This window comes from Hyphomicrobiales bacterium, from assembly GCA_002869065.1.
GTDB lineage: Bacteria > Pseudomonadota > Alphaproteobacteria > Rhizobiales > Rhodobiaceae > Rhodobium.
Genome location: PKTR01000002.1, coordinates 625,075 through 638,531, shown reverse-complemented (window position 1 = coordinate 638,531; position 13,457 = coordinate 625,075). Strand labels below are relative to the sequence as shown.

The 13,457-nt window shown below is 63.1% G+C and carries 13 protein-coding genes and 1 tRNA gene; 12 read left to right on the top strand and 2 right to left on the bottom strand.

Going from position 1 to position 13,457, the window contains the following annotated elements:
- Positions 1 to 12: 12 nt before the first annotated feature.
- The 3 genes from rnpA (at position 13) to C0606_06715 (ending at position 2,963) form a co-directional block, all read left to right on the top strand.
- Positions 13 to 447, top strand: a complete 435-nt coding sequence (gene rnpA, locus C0606_06725) for a ribonuclease P protein component (GenBank protein PLX37939.1) — start codon at positions 13 to 15, stop codon at positions 445 to 447.
- Positions 440 to 2,278, top strand: a complete 1,839-nt coding sequence (locus tag C0606_06720) for a membrane protein insertase YidC (protein PLX37938.1) — start codon at positions 440 to 442, stop codon at positions 2,276 to 2,278. The genes rnpA and C0606_06720 overlap by 8 nt, the downstream gene beginning before the upstream one ends.
- Positions 2,279 to 2,348: 70 nt before the next feature.
- Positions 2,349 to 2,963, top strand: a complete 615-nt coding sequence (locus C0606_06715) for a YihA family ribosome biogenesis GTP-binding protein (protein ID PLX38721.1) — start codon at positions 2,349 to 2,351, stop codon at positions 2,961 to 2,963.
- Positions 2,964 to 3,009: 46 nt separating this feature from the next.
- Here C0606_06715 and C0606_06710 read toward each other — a convergent pair whose 3' ends face one another.
- Both C0606_06710 and C0606_06705 read right to left on the bottom strand, forming a co-directional pair.
- Positions 3,010 to 5,070 carry a hypothetical protein gene (locus C0606_06710; GenBank protein PLX37937.1) on the bottom strand — a complete coding sequence of 687 codons (2,061 nt, stop codon included), beginning with the start codon at positions 5,068 to 5,070 and terminating at the stop codon, positions 3,010 to 3,012.
- Between the two features lie 153 nt (positions 5,071 to 5,223).
- Positions 5,224 to 5,730 carry a hypothetical protein gene (locus C0606_06705; GenBank protein ID PLX37936.1) on the bottom strand — a complete coding sequence of 169 codons (507 nt, stop codon included), beginning with the start codon at positions 5,728 to 5,730 and terminating at the stop codon, positions 5,224 to 5,226.
- 587 nt (positions 5,731 to 6,317) lie between these two features.
- Here C0606_06705 and C0606_06700 point away from each other — a divergent pair.
- From C0606_06700 to C0606_06660, 9 genes are all read left to right on the top strand, one after another.
- The gene (locus C0606_06700; protein PLX38720.1) at positions 6,318 to 6,863 is read left to right on the top strand and encodes a cytochrome c4; all 546 of its coding nucleotides are present in this window, start codon (positions 6,318 to 6,320) and stop codon (positions 6,861 to 6,863) included.
- 15 nt (positions 6,864 to 6,878) lie between these two features.
- A complete protein-coding gene (locus C0606_06695) occupies positions 6,879 to 8,171 on the top strand; it encodes a cytochrome C (GenBank protein PLX37935.1) in 1,293 nt (430 codons plus the stop codon).
- 141 nt (positions 8,172 to 8,312) lie between these two features.
- Complete coding sequence (locus C0606_06690; GenBank protein ID PLX37934.1) at positions 8,313 to 8,870, top strand: butanol dehydrogenase; 558 nt, start codon at positions 8,313 to 8,315, stop codon at positions 8,868 to 8,870.
- A gap of 264 nt (positions 8,871 to 9,134) precedes the next feature.
- On the top strand, positions 9,135 to 10,016 hold the full coding sequence (gene argB / locus C0606_06685) for an acetylglutamate kinase (protein ID PLX37933.1): 882 nt from the start codon (positions 9,135 to 9,137) through the stop codon (positions 10,014 to 10,016).
- Positions 10,017 to 10,021: 5 nt separating this feature from the next.
- Positions 10,022 to 10,771 carry a pyrimidine 5'-nucleotidase gene (locus tag C0606_06680; protein ID PLX37932.1) on the top strand — a complete coding sequence of 250 codons (750 nt, stop codon included), beginning with the start codon at positions 10,022 to 10,024 and terminating at the stop codon, positions 10,769 to 10,771.
- A 220-nt stretch (positions 10,772 to 10,991) separates the two neighbouring features.
- Positions 10,992 to 11,068 (top strand) — tRNA-Arg (locus tag C0606_06675).
- Between the two features lie 160 nt (positions 11,069 to 11,228).
- Positions 11,229 to 11,843: a ribonuclease D gene (locus C0606_06670; GenBank protein ID PLX37931.1), complete on the top strand. Its 615-nt coding sequence runs from the start codon at positions 11,229 to 11,231 to the stop codon at positions 11,841 to 11,843.
- Between the two features lie 153 nt (positions 11,844 to 11,996).
- A complete protein-coding gene (locus C0606_06665) occupies positions 11,997 to 12,779 on the top strand; it encodes a hypothetical protein (GenBank protein ID PLX37930.1) in 783 nt (260 codons plus the stop codon).
- Entirely contained in the window at positions 12,776 to 13,327 is a 552-nt protein-coding gene (locus C0606_06660; GenBank protein ID PLX37929.1) for a lipopolysaccharide transport periplasmic protein LptA, read from the top strand. The genes C0606_06665 and C0606_06660 overlap by 4 nt, the downstream gene beginning before the upstream one ends.
- The last annotated feature ends 130 nt before the right edge of the window (positions 13,328 to 13,457 follow it).

Below are 13,457 nucleotides of genomic sequence, written 5' to 3'. Positions count from 1 at the left end.
GCCGTATATTTCATGGACCGTTTGAAGAAACGAGCCCAATTCCTGGCTGTCGCGCAAGGCGCGCGGACGGCCCGGCGTGCTTTTGTCCTTCAGGCGCTGTGCGAACGGCCGGCGGAATCGCCCGCCCGCTTCGGCTTCACGGTCACCAAACGGATCGGCAATGCGGTTGAACGCAACCGCATCCGGCGGCGTTTGCGCGCCGCCGTCGATGTCGTTCATGCCACCGCGCGAACCGGCTGCGATTACGTCCTGGTCGGTCGCCGCGATGCCCTGACCCAGCCGTTTCCGACCCTTGTCGGCGACCTTGCCTCCGCCTTGCGCAAGGTCCACGATCCGCGCTCGCAAACACCCAATCGCTCCCAGACACACAAACGCTCCAAGGCACCGGCGCGGGACAAGCGCATCCCGGCAGCCGCGCCGAGCCCAGCGAGATCCTCCGATGTCTGATAACCGCAATTTCATCCTGGCAATCGTGCTGTCGCTGGTCATCCTCATCGGCTGGCAGTATTTCGTGCTTGGGCCGAAGATGGAGTCGGAGCGCAAGCTCGCCGAGACCCAGTCCGGGCAGACGACCGAACAGACCGCAGCCGGTACCGGCGCGCCGGCGGCCCCGGCCACACCGGGCGCGGCGACATCGGTACCGGCCCCGCAGGGCGCTTCGGGCGCCGCTGCACCGATCGCCGGTCAGCCGGCCGCGACCGCGATGACCCGCGAGGCCGCGCTTGCCACCAGTCGGCGCATCGCCATTGATACGCCGCGGCTTTCCGGCTCGATCAATCTGACCGGCGGCCGCGTCGACGATCTGGTGCTCAAGGACTATCGCGAGACCGTAAAGGACGACAGCCCCAACATCACGCTGTTCTCGCCCGATGGCGGTCCGAACCCCTACTACGCCGATTTCGGCTGGACCGCCGATGCCGCCGCCGGCCTCGCCCTGCCGGGCCGCGACACGGTCTGGAGCGTCGAGGGCAATACGACGCTGAAGCCGGGTTCGCCGGTTGCGTTGAACTGGGACAATGGCGCGGGGCTTGTCTTCAAGCGCCGCTTCGAGATCGACGAGAACTACCTGTTCACGGTCACCGACTCGGTCGACAACGGCACGGGCGCCGCCGCAACGATCTATCCCTACGGCCTGATCTCGCGCATCGGCACGCCGAAGACGAGCGGATTCTACATCCTGCATGAAGGCTTCGTCGGCGTGTTCGGCGAGGACGGTCTTTCCGAGCAGAGCTACAAGGACGTCACCGAGGAAGGCGAGATCAAGCCGGCCAAGGTGAATTCGGGCTGGCTCGGTATCACCGACAAGTACTGGGCTGCAGCCATGGTGCCCGGCGAGGGCACCTTCCAGCCGCGCTACAGCCACGCCGGCGGCGCCCAGGATATCTACCAGGCCGATTTCCTTTCCGACGCCGTCACCGTTGGCGCGGGCGCCAGCGCCTCGACGACGACGCGGCTGTTCGCCGGCGCCAAGGAAGTTTCGGTCATCGATGGCTATGAGGCATCGGCCAAGATCGACCGCTTCGAGCTGCTGATCGACTGGGGCTGGTTCTACTTCATCACCAAGCCGCTGTTTTTCGCCATCGACTGGTTCTTCAAGCTGTTCGGCAATTTCGGCGTCGCGATCCTCGCCGTCACCGTCATCGTCAAGCTGTTCTTCTTCCCGCTGGCCAACAAGTCCTACGTCTCCATGAGCCGCATGAAGAAGGTGCAGCCGGAGATGCAGGCGATCAAGGAACGCCATCCCGACGACAAGATGAAGCAGCAGCAGGAATTGATGGAGCTCTACAAGAAAGAGAAGATCAATCCGCTGGCCGGTTGCTTGCCGATCTTCGTCCAGATCCCGGTCTTCTTTTCGCTCTACAAGGTGCTGTTCGTCACCATCGAAATGCGCCACGCGCCGTTCTTCGGCTGGATCCAGGACCTGTCGGCTCCCGATCCGACGACGCTCTTCAATCTGTTCGGTCTGATCCCCTACGATCCGCCGCAATTCCTGATGCTCGGCATCTGGCCGCTGATCATGGGCATCACGATGTTCGTGCAGATGAAGCTGAACCCGACGCCGCCGGACCCGACCCAGCAGATGATCTTCAACTGGATGCCGGTGCTGTTCACCTTCATGCTGGCCTCGTTCCCGGCCGGTCTGGTGATCTACTGGGCGTGGAACAACTTCCTGTCGATCGTCCAGCAGTGGGTGATCATGCGCCGCCAGGGCGTCGAGGTGGATATCCTCGGCAATATCCGCGACACGTTCCGGAAAAAGCCCAAGGCGGGCAGTTGACGGGAGCGATCCGGTGACTGACGCCGAAACCCCCGGCAACGGTGGACCCGACGACGAGTTTTCGCCGGCATTGCTGGAAGAGGGGCGGCTGCTGTTCTGTCGGCCCTGGCAGTTCCTGCTCAGCGTAACCACGATGGCGCAGCTGCCGGACATGCAGGGCGTCGAGATCGCCTTCGCCGGTCGCTCGAATGTCGGCAAGTCGAGCCTGATCAACGCGCTGACCGGCCAGAAGGGCCTCGCCCGCACGTCCAACACGCCGGGCCGCACCCAGCAGCTCAACTTCTTCGTCATCGACGGCCCGCTGTCGATCGTCGACATGCCGGGTTACGGCTACGCCAAGGCGCCGAAGAAGACGGTCGAAGAGTGGACGCGGCTGGTCTTCAATTATCTGCGCGGACGCCAGAATCTGCGCCGCGTCTACGTGCTGATCGATTCCCGCCACGGTCTGAAGGACAACGATCTCGCCGTTCTCGACCTGCTCGACAAGTCGGCCGTCTCCTATCAGGTCGTGCTGACCAAGATCGACAAGCTGAAGACGCCCGCGGTCGCCCGCGTCATGGCCGATGTCAGCGATGCGTTGAGAAAGCGCCCGGCGGCCTACCCGACGATCCTGTCTACTTCGTCGGAAAAGGGCACCGGTATCGATCACCTGCGCGCGGCAATCGCGAAACTGGTCGCGGAGTAGGGCCCGTTTCGGCCCCCGCGCGGCAGCCGGTTGTCAGCAAAATAGATCAGCCAAACAGGCGACCGGCCTTCTTTTGCTCGCTGGCAACGCGGTAGTGTTCCGCCTCCTTGAGGATCGCGTCGAGGGCCGCCACCTTGAAGTCGGTGAACAGATTGTCGCTCGCCGTCATCCAGGCCTCGAAGTCCTCGGTCTCGATCGGCTTCGAGACCAGATAGCCCTGAATCTGGTCGCAATCCGAACCGACGAAGAATTCGAACTGTTTCCAGGTTTCGATCCCCTCGGCGATCACGCTGAGGCCGAGCGCCCGCCCAAGCCCGATGATCATGTTGATGAAGGTCTGCTTGCGCGGGTTGTCTTCCAGCTCCGACACGAACGAACGGTCGATCTTCAGGCTGGTCAGCGGCAGATCGTCGAGAATCGTCAGGTTCGAATAGCCGGTGCCGAAATCGTCGAGCGCGACGTGGATCCCCTTGGCGCGCAGCGCCTTGATGATTTCCGTCGCCACCTCGTGGTTCTCGATGAAGACGTTTTCCGTCAGCTCGATCTCGAGCAGATGTGGCGACAGGCCGGTGCGCGCCAGGATGCGCAGGATGCGCGGCACCACCGAGGTCGACTTGAAGTGATGGCCTGACAGGTTGACCGCTACGCGGATCGGCCCGAGCGGCCCGTCTTCCCATGCCTTGCCCTGCCAGCAGGCCTTCTCGAGGATCGTCATGTCGATCTTCTTGATCAGGCCGCTCTGCTCGGCTGTGGGAATGAACTCGCCGGGCGAAATCAGGCGGTGCTCGCGCGGACAGCGCCAGCGCAGCAAGGCTTCGGCGCTTTCGATCCGGCCGGTGCGCAGGTCGAATTGCGGCTGCCAGGCAATCAGGAACTCGTCCCTGGCAAGCGCCTCGCGCAGCCGTTGCTGCAGGTCGATGCGGCTCGAATGCCGGTCGAGGAGTTCCGGCGCATAGACCGCGACGCTGTCGCCGCCCCGTTCCTTGGCCTCGTAGAGAGCGAGGTCGGCATTGCGCATCAGCCCATTGAAATTGTTCGCATCCTTGGGAAAGAAGGAGATCCCCATGGAACAGCTCGTCGGCACGTTGAAGCGCTCGATCTTGATGTAGCCCTGCAGGGTCCGCGACAGGCGGTTGATGTGGTTGGCGATGTCATCGATGCTCGCCGCGTCCTCGATGATCATGACGAACTCGTCGCCGCCGAGCCGGGCGACGAAGTCCGATGCACGCGTATTGCGCTCGAAGTAGCGCGCGATTTCCTGCAGCAGCCGGTCGCCGATCTGGTGACCATAGGCGTCGTTGACGTCCTTGAACCGGTCAAGGTCGATCAGGATGAGGGCGAATGTTTTCGAGGTGCCCGTCGCGCCGCGGACCAGCGACTGGCAATGTTCGACGAACCCTGCCCGGTTGGTGATCTCGGTCAGGCTGTCGTGCCAGGCGATATGGCTGAGGCGGCCGAGTGCCTTGCGGCGGAGATGGAACAGGAAAGCCGAGGCGACCGAAAACACGAACAGAAAGGCCAGCGCAAACGGAATGTATCCCGCCAGTTCGCGGATCTTGGCGTTCTGTTTTTCGAGGAATGCGCTGGTCGACTGGCCGAACAGGTAATAGTCGCGATTGAACACCACGGCCGCGTCGGCAAAGGTCTTGCTCAGATTGCCGATCGCCAGCTCGTCGACAGGAACGCCCTTGCCGACCATGTCGTCGATGACGGGAATGGCGGCGCGCAGCTTGTCGGCCATCTTGCTGATGGTGCGGCTCTGCTCGTAGACCTCACGATGGTCGCCGCGAATGAAGCGGATATAGAGAAGGTCGTTGGCTTCCTCGAGGCGGGCCAGCATCTCGCGATTGTCGGGCGCGATTGCGAGCGATTGTGCCGCATCCTTGGCGCGCTCGACGTCGCGGATCATCAGCTGCAGGTCGCGGGTGACGACAAAGTCGGCGCGCGGCAGGAAAACCTGGACCGAGTTCAGCGTACCCCAGATCAGCACGATCAGGATCGCGGTGAGGATCAGGCTTGCGCCAATGAACAGCATCGAGCCGAAATACGACCGATACGGGTGGCTTTCCCTCGCCATGCCGCCTGATTTCGGCAACGCCCACTTCATGCCCCAAATCCCGTTTTTCGCGCGCTGTGTGCCGCTCGTTCGTTTGTTCGTGCGCCCCAGGCCCCGCTGGCAGCAGCGGTCAGGAGTCAACAGTTCGCAGCGTGGGCTCGTTTCTTGTGACGCGGGAAGAGCCGCGGTGGCGTTGTTCCCGCCTCATTTGTATTCCGCGCTGATCGACTCGATCAGCCAAATCCAGCGTCCCTTATAGACGGCGCTGTCCAGCTCGGGATGCGACGAAATCGGGTAGACCACCCGGGTCGGCCCCTTCGAGCGCCGGGCAAGAAGAGCGTCGCTCTCGCGTGTCGCCAGAAGGACCGGCCACTTGGTCCAGTCCTCACGCGGAATGACCTGGACGTAGTTGTCGGTCGCGACAATGGCGACACGGACCGCATCGTCCATCTCCAGATACGTGAGAACGTCGCGCAGCAACACGCCGGCGTAACGATGGTCGCCGGATTCCCAGGGCGAGCGCGTTACCAGCTCCTTGAGGCCGATGGCCTCGATCTCGCGTACGCTGACAAGCCGTTCGGATCCCGGTTTCACGGCCTTGAACGCCGTTCTGCCCGAACTGTCCGCGTAGCTGACGGGCTTCATCTCGGCGCGTGCCGTGCCGCAGACGAAAGCCCCCGCCAGAACGGCCGTCACAACGATCGCAGCCACGTGCCGGATTGCGAGCCTTTGCGCTGATACCATCGTCCTGTCCGACGCTCCTTTCATGCCTGCGACGAAAGATAGCGCCAAACCCTCAACAAAAAGTTTTGCTCAGCAATATTCGAGAAAATCGCCTCGATTTTGAATAAAATTGCATCAAAGTCCGTAACCGATCATTTGCCATGGCGTGCCGCACGTCGCGGTTGCAGCAAAAGGAAAAGCCGAGGAAAACCCTTGAAAACACCGTGCGCATTTTGCGCTGCAGTACAAAAAGGTCAGATAGCCCAAGGGGTGAAGAATAATTGAAGTGTTACGATCATTTTAGAAATCTCTAATATTAGAGAAAGCAAAGCACTGAAATTTTAGTTCTAGGTAATTGGTATAAAGGGGAATGAAATACCTCACTATTTCACCGGAAAAAATGAAATATTCTAATCACCACTTTTCTTCCTGCGGAAACATATTTAGGATTTCGCATCCGTCATAAGAGAAACGGTTGTGGAGGAGAAATGACCAGTCGGGGGAAATATATTTCGACGCTGGCTTTCGCGGCGTTGATCGGGGTTTTTGCAGGCTCCGCCGCTAGCGCCAACGATATGCGTGCGTCGATTCTGGCCAACACCTGTAACGGGTGTCACGGTCCGGATGGAACCAGCTACGGTCCGGCAGCGCCGACCATCGGCGGCACTAACAAGGACTATATGGTCGAGACCATGAAGGCGTTCCGCTCAGGCGATCGCCCGTCGACGATCATGCAGCGTATTGCCAAGGGCTACAACGACGAGGAAATCGAACTGATTGCCGGCTTTTTCGCCGCCAAACCGTTCGGTCGCGTTCTCGATCAGGGGTCCGATGCCGCGCTCGCCGAAAAGGGCAAGGCGATCTACGACAACCTCTGCGAGGGCTGTCATGAGGACAATGGCTTCGCCGCCGAGGACTATCCGGCGCTGGCCGGCCAGATGATGCCGTATCTGGAGCACGAAATCCGCGACCTGATCGCCGGCACGCGCGATCTGGAAAAGAACGAGGCGCTGTCCAGCAAGGAACGGCGCAAGAAACAGCGCAACCTGAAGGAACTGGTCGATACGCATGGCGATGAGGGAATCGCCGCGCTGGTCAATTTCTTCGGAAGCCAGAAATAAGCGCGGGGGGAACTCATGAACACGTTCAGTCGTCGTAATTTCATCAAGCTGTCCGGCGCGGCTGCGCTGGCCGGCACGATCGGCATCCCGTCGATTGCCCGCGCTGCCGGTGGCAAGGTCGTCATCGTCGGCGGCGGCGTCGGCGGTGCCACCACCGCGCGCTACCTCAAGATCGCCAACCCGGCGATCGACGTCACGCTCATCGAGCCGAACGCGGTCTATCACACCTGCTTCATGTCGAACGAAGTGCTGGCCGGCGAACGTACGCTGGAAGGCATCTCCGTCGGCTATGACGGGTTGAAGGCGCTCGGCGTCAACGTCGTCCAGGACATGGCGACGGGCATCGATCCCGCGGCCAAGACCGTGACCGTTGGTGGCGGCTCGACCTTTGCCTTCGACCATTGCGTCGTGGCGCCTGGCATCAGCTTCAACTACACGATCGAAGGCGCGACCGAGGCCGATGCGGGCAAGATCCCGCATGCCTGGAAGGCCGGTGAGCAGACCGCGCTGCTGCGCAGTCAGCTCGAAGCCATGGATGACGGCGGTCTCGTCTGCATCATCGCGCCGCCGAACCCGTTCCGCTGCCCGCCCGGGCCGTATGAGCGGGCCAGCCTGATTGCGCATTACCTCAAGATGCACAAGCCGAAGTCGAAGCTGATGATCCTCGACCCGAAGGAGAAGTTCTCCAAGCAGGGTCTGTTCATGCAGGCCTGGAAGGACCTGTACGGCTACGACACCGACAACTCGCTGATCGCCTGGAACACCTTCTCCAAGGTCGGCGGCGTCAGCAAGATCGATCCGGCCGCGATGACGGTCGAGACCGACTTCGAGACCTTCAAGCCGGCGGTGATCAACTACATCCCGGCACAGAAGGCCGGCAAGATCGCCATGGACGCCGATCTGACCGACGACAGCGGCTGGTGCCCGGTCGACAAGAAGACCTTCGAGTCGAAGAAGCATGCCGGCATTCACGTCATCGGCGACGCCTCGATCGCGACCGCGATGCCGAAGTCGGGCTATTCAGCCAACTCGCAGGGCAAGGTCACGGCAGCTGCCATCGCCTCCGCGCTGGCCGGTGTCGAGGCGCCGGAGCCGTCCTACGTCAACACCTGCTACTCGATCGCCGGTGCCGACTATGGCTTCTCCGTTGCCGCGGTCTACCGCTACAACGCCGAGAAGGACGTCATCGCCGGTGTCGAAGGTGCCGGTGGCCTTACCCCGATGGATGCGTCGGCCGAGCAGCGCAAGCGCGAAGTCGCCTTTGCCCACAGCTGGTACAACAACATCCGCAAGGACACCTGGGGCTGATCCCGGGCGCCGGGTTCCGGTCCGCACTCATCTGTGGGCCGGTGACCCGACGTGTCGTACCCGAGAGCCGTCCCGTACGGTGCCGTCGGTACCTGCGGGCGGCTCTCTCTCGTCACCACTTTTCGGGATAGGGAGCGGGCCGTGAAACGTCTGTGGAATTGGCTCACCAAACCGAGGGTCCTGGGGTCGCTGCTTGTCGCCTCACTCGGGCTTTTCGGCGTCATGGTCGGCTTCAGTGCCGCCCTCGACTACACCAACACGACCGAATTCTGCACCTCGTGCCACGAGATGCAGATCAACTACGAAGAGTACAAGAAGAGCTTCCATCACAAGAACATCTCCGGTGTGCATGTCGGCTGTGCCGACTGTCACGTGCCGAAGGATTTCCCGGCCAAGTACATCGCCAAGATCGCGGCCAGTAAGGACGTCCTGCACCATCTGCTCGGCACCATCGACACCCGGGAAAAATATGACGCCCGCCGGCTGATCATGGCCGAACGCGTCTGGGGTCACATGGAAAAGCGGAAGTCGAAGAACTGCCGCAGCTGCCATGACTTCGAGTCGATGGAACTGGAAGAGCAGAGCCGCCGCGCCCGTCGCAAGCATCAGCAGGCGAAGGAAGAGGGCGACCACTGCATCAGCTGCCACAAGGGTATCGTGCACACGCTGCCCGCCGGCTACGATCCGAGCGACGACTAGCCCGGTATCAAGCCAACGCCGTCATGCGCGCCCGGTGCCGCCCACCGGGACGCGATACGGCTCCCGGCCACGGCGCCGCCCGCCCGGCCGGTGGCAATTGCCCGCCTCTCTCAAAGCCGCTATAGAGCGAGCACTCCGCATCCCGCGCGCCCCGAAGCGCGCTGTCACCTGTTTCGGGTCACCTGTCCCGGCCGGGCTCGCGGAGTCGCCAACCCATTTCCGCTGCGGAGGTTCCACGTGATGAAGACCCGAGATATCCCCGACATGGAAAGCTTCATCCGCCGCGCCCGCACGATTTCCGAGGCGCTGCCTTTCATGCAGCGCTACGACAACACCTCCGTGGTGGTGAAATACGGCGGTCACGCCATGGGCGATCCCGATCTCGGCAAGACCTTTGCCCGCGACATCACCATGCTCGCCCAGGCCGGCGTCAATCCGGTCGTCGTTCATGGTGGCGGCCCGCAGATCGGCAACATGCTGAAGCGGCTCGACATCAAGAGCGAGTTCCGCGCCGGGCTGCGTGTCACCGACCAGGCAACCGTCGAGATCGTCGAAATGGTGCTCGCCGGCGGCATCAACAAGGAAATCGTCGCCGCGATCAGCGCCGAAGGCGGTCGCGCGATCGGCCTGTGCGGCAAGGACGGCAACATGGTGACGGTGTCGAAGCTGAAACGCACCGTGCGCGATCCCGAGTCCTCGATCGAACAGATCGTCGATCTCGGCTTCGTCGGCGAGCCGAAAGCCGTGCGCCGCGAGCTGCTCGACCTGCTTGCCAAGAGCGAGATCATTCCCGTGCTCGCGCCGGTCGCGGCCGGCGAGGATGGCGAGACCTACAACGTCAACGCCGACACCTTTGCCGGCGCGATTGCCGGTGCGCTCGACGCCAAGCGCCTCTTGTTCCTCACCGACGTCCCCGGCGTGCTCGACAAGGAAGGCCGGTTGCTGACCGAACTCAGCGTGTCCGACGTGCGCGGCCTGATCGACGACGGCACCATCCATGGCGGCATGATCCCCAAGGTCGAAACCTGCATCGAGGCGCTTGAGCGCGGCGTCGAGGGCGTCGTCATCGTCAACGGCAAGGTGCCGCATGCGGTGCTGCTCGAGCTGTTCACCGAGCATGGCGTCGGCACGCTGATCCGGCGGTAGGTGCGATGACGACATCGGAGAAAGAAGACGCCGGCACGGCGCCGGACGAGCATCTGCGCGCGTTGGCGCTGTTCCGGCCGGTCACCGACTGGATCTTCGATCTCGACAACACGCTCTATCCGGCGCATTCGGACCTGTTCGCACAGATCGACGTGCGCATGCGCACCTATCTTATGCGCCTGCTCGACGTCGAGGCCGACGAGGCGCACCGCATCCAGAAGGACTACTACCGGCGCTACGGAACGACCCTGCGCGGGCTGATGATCGAACACGAGATATCGCCCGACGGCTTCCTGGAATATGTCCACGATATCGACCACTCGCCGGTCGAAGCAGATCCCGCCCTCGGCGATGCCATCGCGCGGCTGCCCGGCCGCAAGTTCATCATGACCAACGGCACCACCAAGCACGCGGAAAAGGTCGCCGAACGACTCGGCATCACCCACCATTTCGACGACATCTTCGACATCGTCGCCGCCGATCTGCTGCCGAAGCCGCACCGCGAAACCTACGACCGCTTCTTCGCCCGCCACGCCATCGACCCGCGTGCGGCTGCCATGTTCGAGGACCTGCCGCGCAATCTCGTCGTGCCGCACGATGTCGGCATGCGCACCGTGCTCGTCGTTCCGGGCGGCACGCGGGAGGTGTTTCGCGAGGACTGGGAACTCGAGGGCCGTTCCGATCCGCATATCGAATTCGTCACCGACGATCTCGCCGGCTTCCTCGGCTCCGTGCTCGACCGGCTGGCCGGATAAGGCCCGGACGGGGCGGACGAAACGCCGGTCCGCTGCGACCCCGCCGTCGTGTCGGTTTTGTGAAAAATCACCCTTGCAATCGCCGGCGCAAGGCGATACCTAGTTCTCCACCGTTCGGAAGCGTTCCGGTTTGCGGGGCCGTAAGCGTGCCGCAGACGCTAAAAAGCAGGGGTTCCTGCCCCCGGAATTCGAGGCCTAGCCTCTTCCGCCCGAAAGGTTGGCGCCGGTAGCTCAGCTGGATAGAGCACCAGACTACGAATCTGGGGGTCAGGAGTTCGAATCTTCTCCGGCGCGCCACTTTCCCTCGAACGACGGTTTCTGCGCTGATCGGTTCGGACCTCGTTCGAACCGACGAACCATTCGGCCGTCGCGGGGCTGTCCCTGACCGGCCGGATTGCCGAAACGCTGTCGAGACGGCCGCATGGTCTTCCCGGCGCCACGATCCGGGCACAGAGCGATGACCATCCGTCTCCACAAGGGCGATCTCGACGACCTTTCCCGCTACGGCGATTCCGTTGCCATCGACACCGAAACGCTGGGGCTCAACCCCCATCGCGACCGCCTTTGCGTGGTCCAGCTTTCGCCCGGCGACGGCACCGCGGATGTGGTCCAGATTGCCCGCGGCCAGACCGAGGCGCCGAACCTGATGCGGCTGCTGAGCGATCCCGACGTCACCAAGATCTTCCATTTCGCCCGTTTCGATGTCGCCGTGCTCTACAAGACCTTCGGCGTCGTCACCCGGCCGATCTTCTGCACCAAGATCGCCTCGCGTCTGGTGCGCACCTACACCGATCGGCACGGGCTGAAGGACGTCACCCGTGAGCTGGTCGGCGTCGATCTGTCGAAGCAGCAGCAAAGTTCGGACTGGGCGGCGGAGACGCTGACCGACGCGCAGCTTGCCTATGCCGCCTCCGATGTCCTGCATCTGCATGCGCTGAAGGCCCGGCTCGAAGAGATGCTGGCGCGCGAGGAACGCACCGAGCTGGCAGCAGCCTGCTTCGATTTCCTGCCGACGCGGGCGCTGCTCGATCTGGCCGGCTGGCCGGACGAGGACATTTTCGCGCATTCCTGATCCGGCGTCGCGCATCGGTCCCGGACCTTGCAGGCGCCCACCCCTTGGGATTTGCCCGAAAAGCATCATATTGTACGGCAACAACGTCGACGCGGCCTTTTCGGCCGGTAACGACGTGCGTCCGGCGGGGAGTTTTGCCGGCGTCAGGCGGGATTGGAAACGGTGGCGGTCGAAACGACGCTGAAAGCGAACCGGGCAGGGGCATGGGAAGACGATGAAGTCGTCCGCCGCGAGGCCGCCCGTCGCCAGGCGACCCGCCACAGCCGCCGTGTTCGCCGCCTCAAGGTCGTGCTGCCGATCGCCGGTGGCGTCATCGTCGCCGGCATAGCGGTCACCATGCTGGTCTCGGCGATTGCGCCGGGGTTCGACATCGGTGCGCTGCAATTGAGCTCCGACGGCATCGTCATGGCCAACCCGCACATCTCCGGGCACGACGGCAAGAACCGCTCCTACGAGGTGACCGCCGAGCGTGCGGTGCAGAGCATTCTCGACCCCAAACAGGTGCGGCTCGAAAAAGTCGATGCGCGCATCAAGCTCGGCGACGGCAACTGGGCGGCGTTTACCGCCGGTGTCGGCGCTTATGACGGCGAAAAGGAAAGCCTGACGCTGAGCGACGGCATCGCGATCGAATCCAATGACGGCTACCGCGCGACGTTGAGCGACGCCAAGGTCGATCTGCGCGGCGGTACCGTCGTCAGCGTGACGCCGATCGAGCTGACCTCCGATAAGGCGAAGATCCGTGCCGGCGCGATTTCGGTGACGGATGGCGGCAAGGCGATCGTGTTCAGCGACGGCATCACCGTGACCATCAATCCTGCCGCGCTCAAGCGGGCGTCCGGCAACAAAGAGGGCGAGGCCGCAGCCCCGTCCGCCTCTGAGATTGCGACCGACGATGTCGGCGCCACGGGCTCCGCCCCAGTTCAGGAGAAGCCATGACCGGTTTCCGCACCTCGCGCGCGCGGCTCGCCCGCGCCTTCTGCCTTGCCCTCGCGGCCGGAGCCATTGGTCTTGCCGCGGGCGCCGCGTCTGCGCAGACCTTTCAGGATTCCTTTGCCGGGCTCGGCGCCAACGGCAACGATCCGATCCAGATCGAGGCCAACGAGCTCGAGGTGCGCGACAAGGAGCAGGTCGCGATCCTCAAGGGCAACGTTCATGTCCGCCAGAAGAACGCGGTGCTCAAGGCCGAGCGGATCAGGATCTATTATGACGGCCGTCCCGGCGCCGGCAATCAGGACATCTCGCGGCTCGTCGCCGGCGGCACCGTCGTCGTCACCTCCGGCGATCAGACGGCGACCGGTGAGACGGCCGAATTCGACATGAAGGCGCAGCGGCTGGTGATGACCGGCTCCGTGGTGCTGTCGAAGGGTGCCAATGTGGTCACCGGCGAGCGCCTCGAGATCAACCTGAAGACCGGCGAAGCCCGTTTTCGCGGCACCTCCCGCGTCCGCATGCTGATCGAGCCGAAGAGCCTGAAGAAAAACTGACGGCGGTAACGCGGTCTTTCGATACGCGCCGCCGCGGCCGGCCGCTTTCCTGCCGTGACGTCATGCCGTGCCGGACCCGATAGCGGCTCGACAGCGCCGGAAAGCGGCGGTATCACCAACAACCGTGTCA

What these genes read in the sequence shown, in the direction of transcription:
- C0606_06695 (PLX37935.1), top strand. Translation starts at nt 6,879, where the DNA reads ATGAACACGTTCAGTCGTCGTAATTTCATCAAGCTGTCCGGCGCGGCT.
- C0606_06660 (PLX37929.1), top strand. Translation starts at nt 12,776, where the DNA reads ATGACCGGTTTCCGCACCTCGCGCGCGCGGCTCGCCCGCGCCTTCTGC.
- argB (PLX37933.1), top strand. Translation starts at nt 9,135, where the DNA reads ATGGAAAGCTTCATCCGCCGCGCCCGCACGATTTCCGAGGCGCTGCCT.
- C0606_06670 (PLX37931.1), top strand. Translation starts at nt 11,229, where the DNA reads ATGACCATCCGTCTCCACAAGGGCGATCTCGACGACCTTTCCCGCTAC.
- C0606_06700 (PLX38720.1), top strand. Translation starts at nt 6,318, where the DNA reads ATGCGTGCGTCGATTCTGGCCAACACCTGTAACGGGTGTCACGGTCCG.
- rnpA (PLX37939.1), top strand. Translation starts at nt 13, where the DNA reads ATGGACCGTTTGAAGAAACGAGCCCAATTCCTGGCTGTCGCGCAAGGC.
- C0606_06720 (PLX37938.1), top strand. Translation starts at nt 440, where the DNA reads ATGTCTGATAACCGCAATTTCATCCTGGCAATCGTGCTGTCGCTGGTC.
- C0606_06680 (PLX37932.1), top strand. Translation starts at nt 10,022, where the DNA reads ATGACGACATCGGAGAAAGAAGACGCCGGCACGGCGCCGGACGAGCAT.
- C0606_06710 (PLX37937.1), bottom strand. Translation starts at nt 5,070, where the DNA reads ATGAAGTGGGCGTTGCCGAAATCAGGCGGCATGGCGAGGGAAAGCCAC.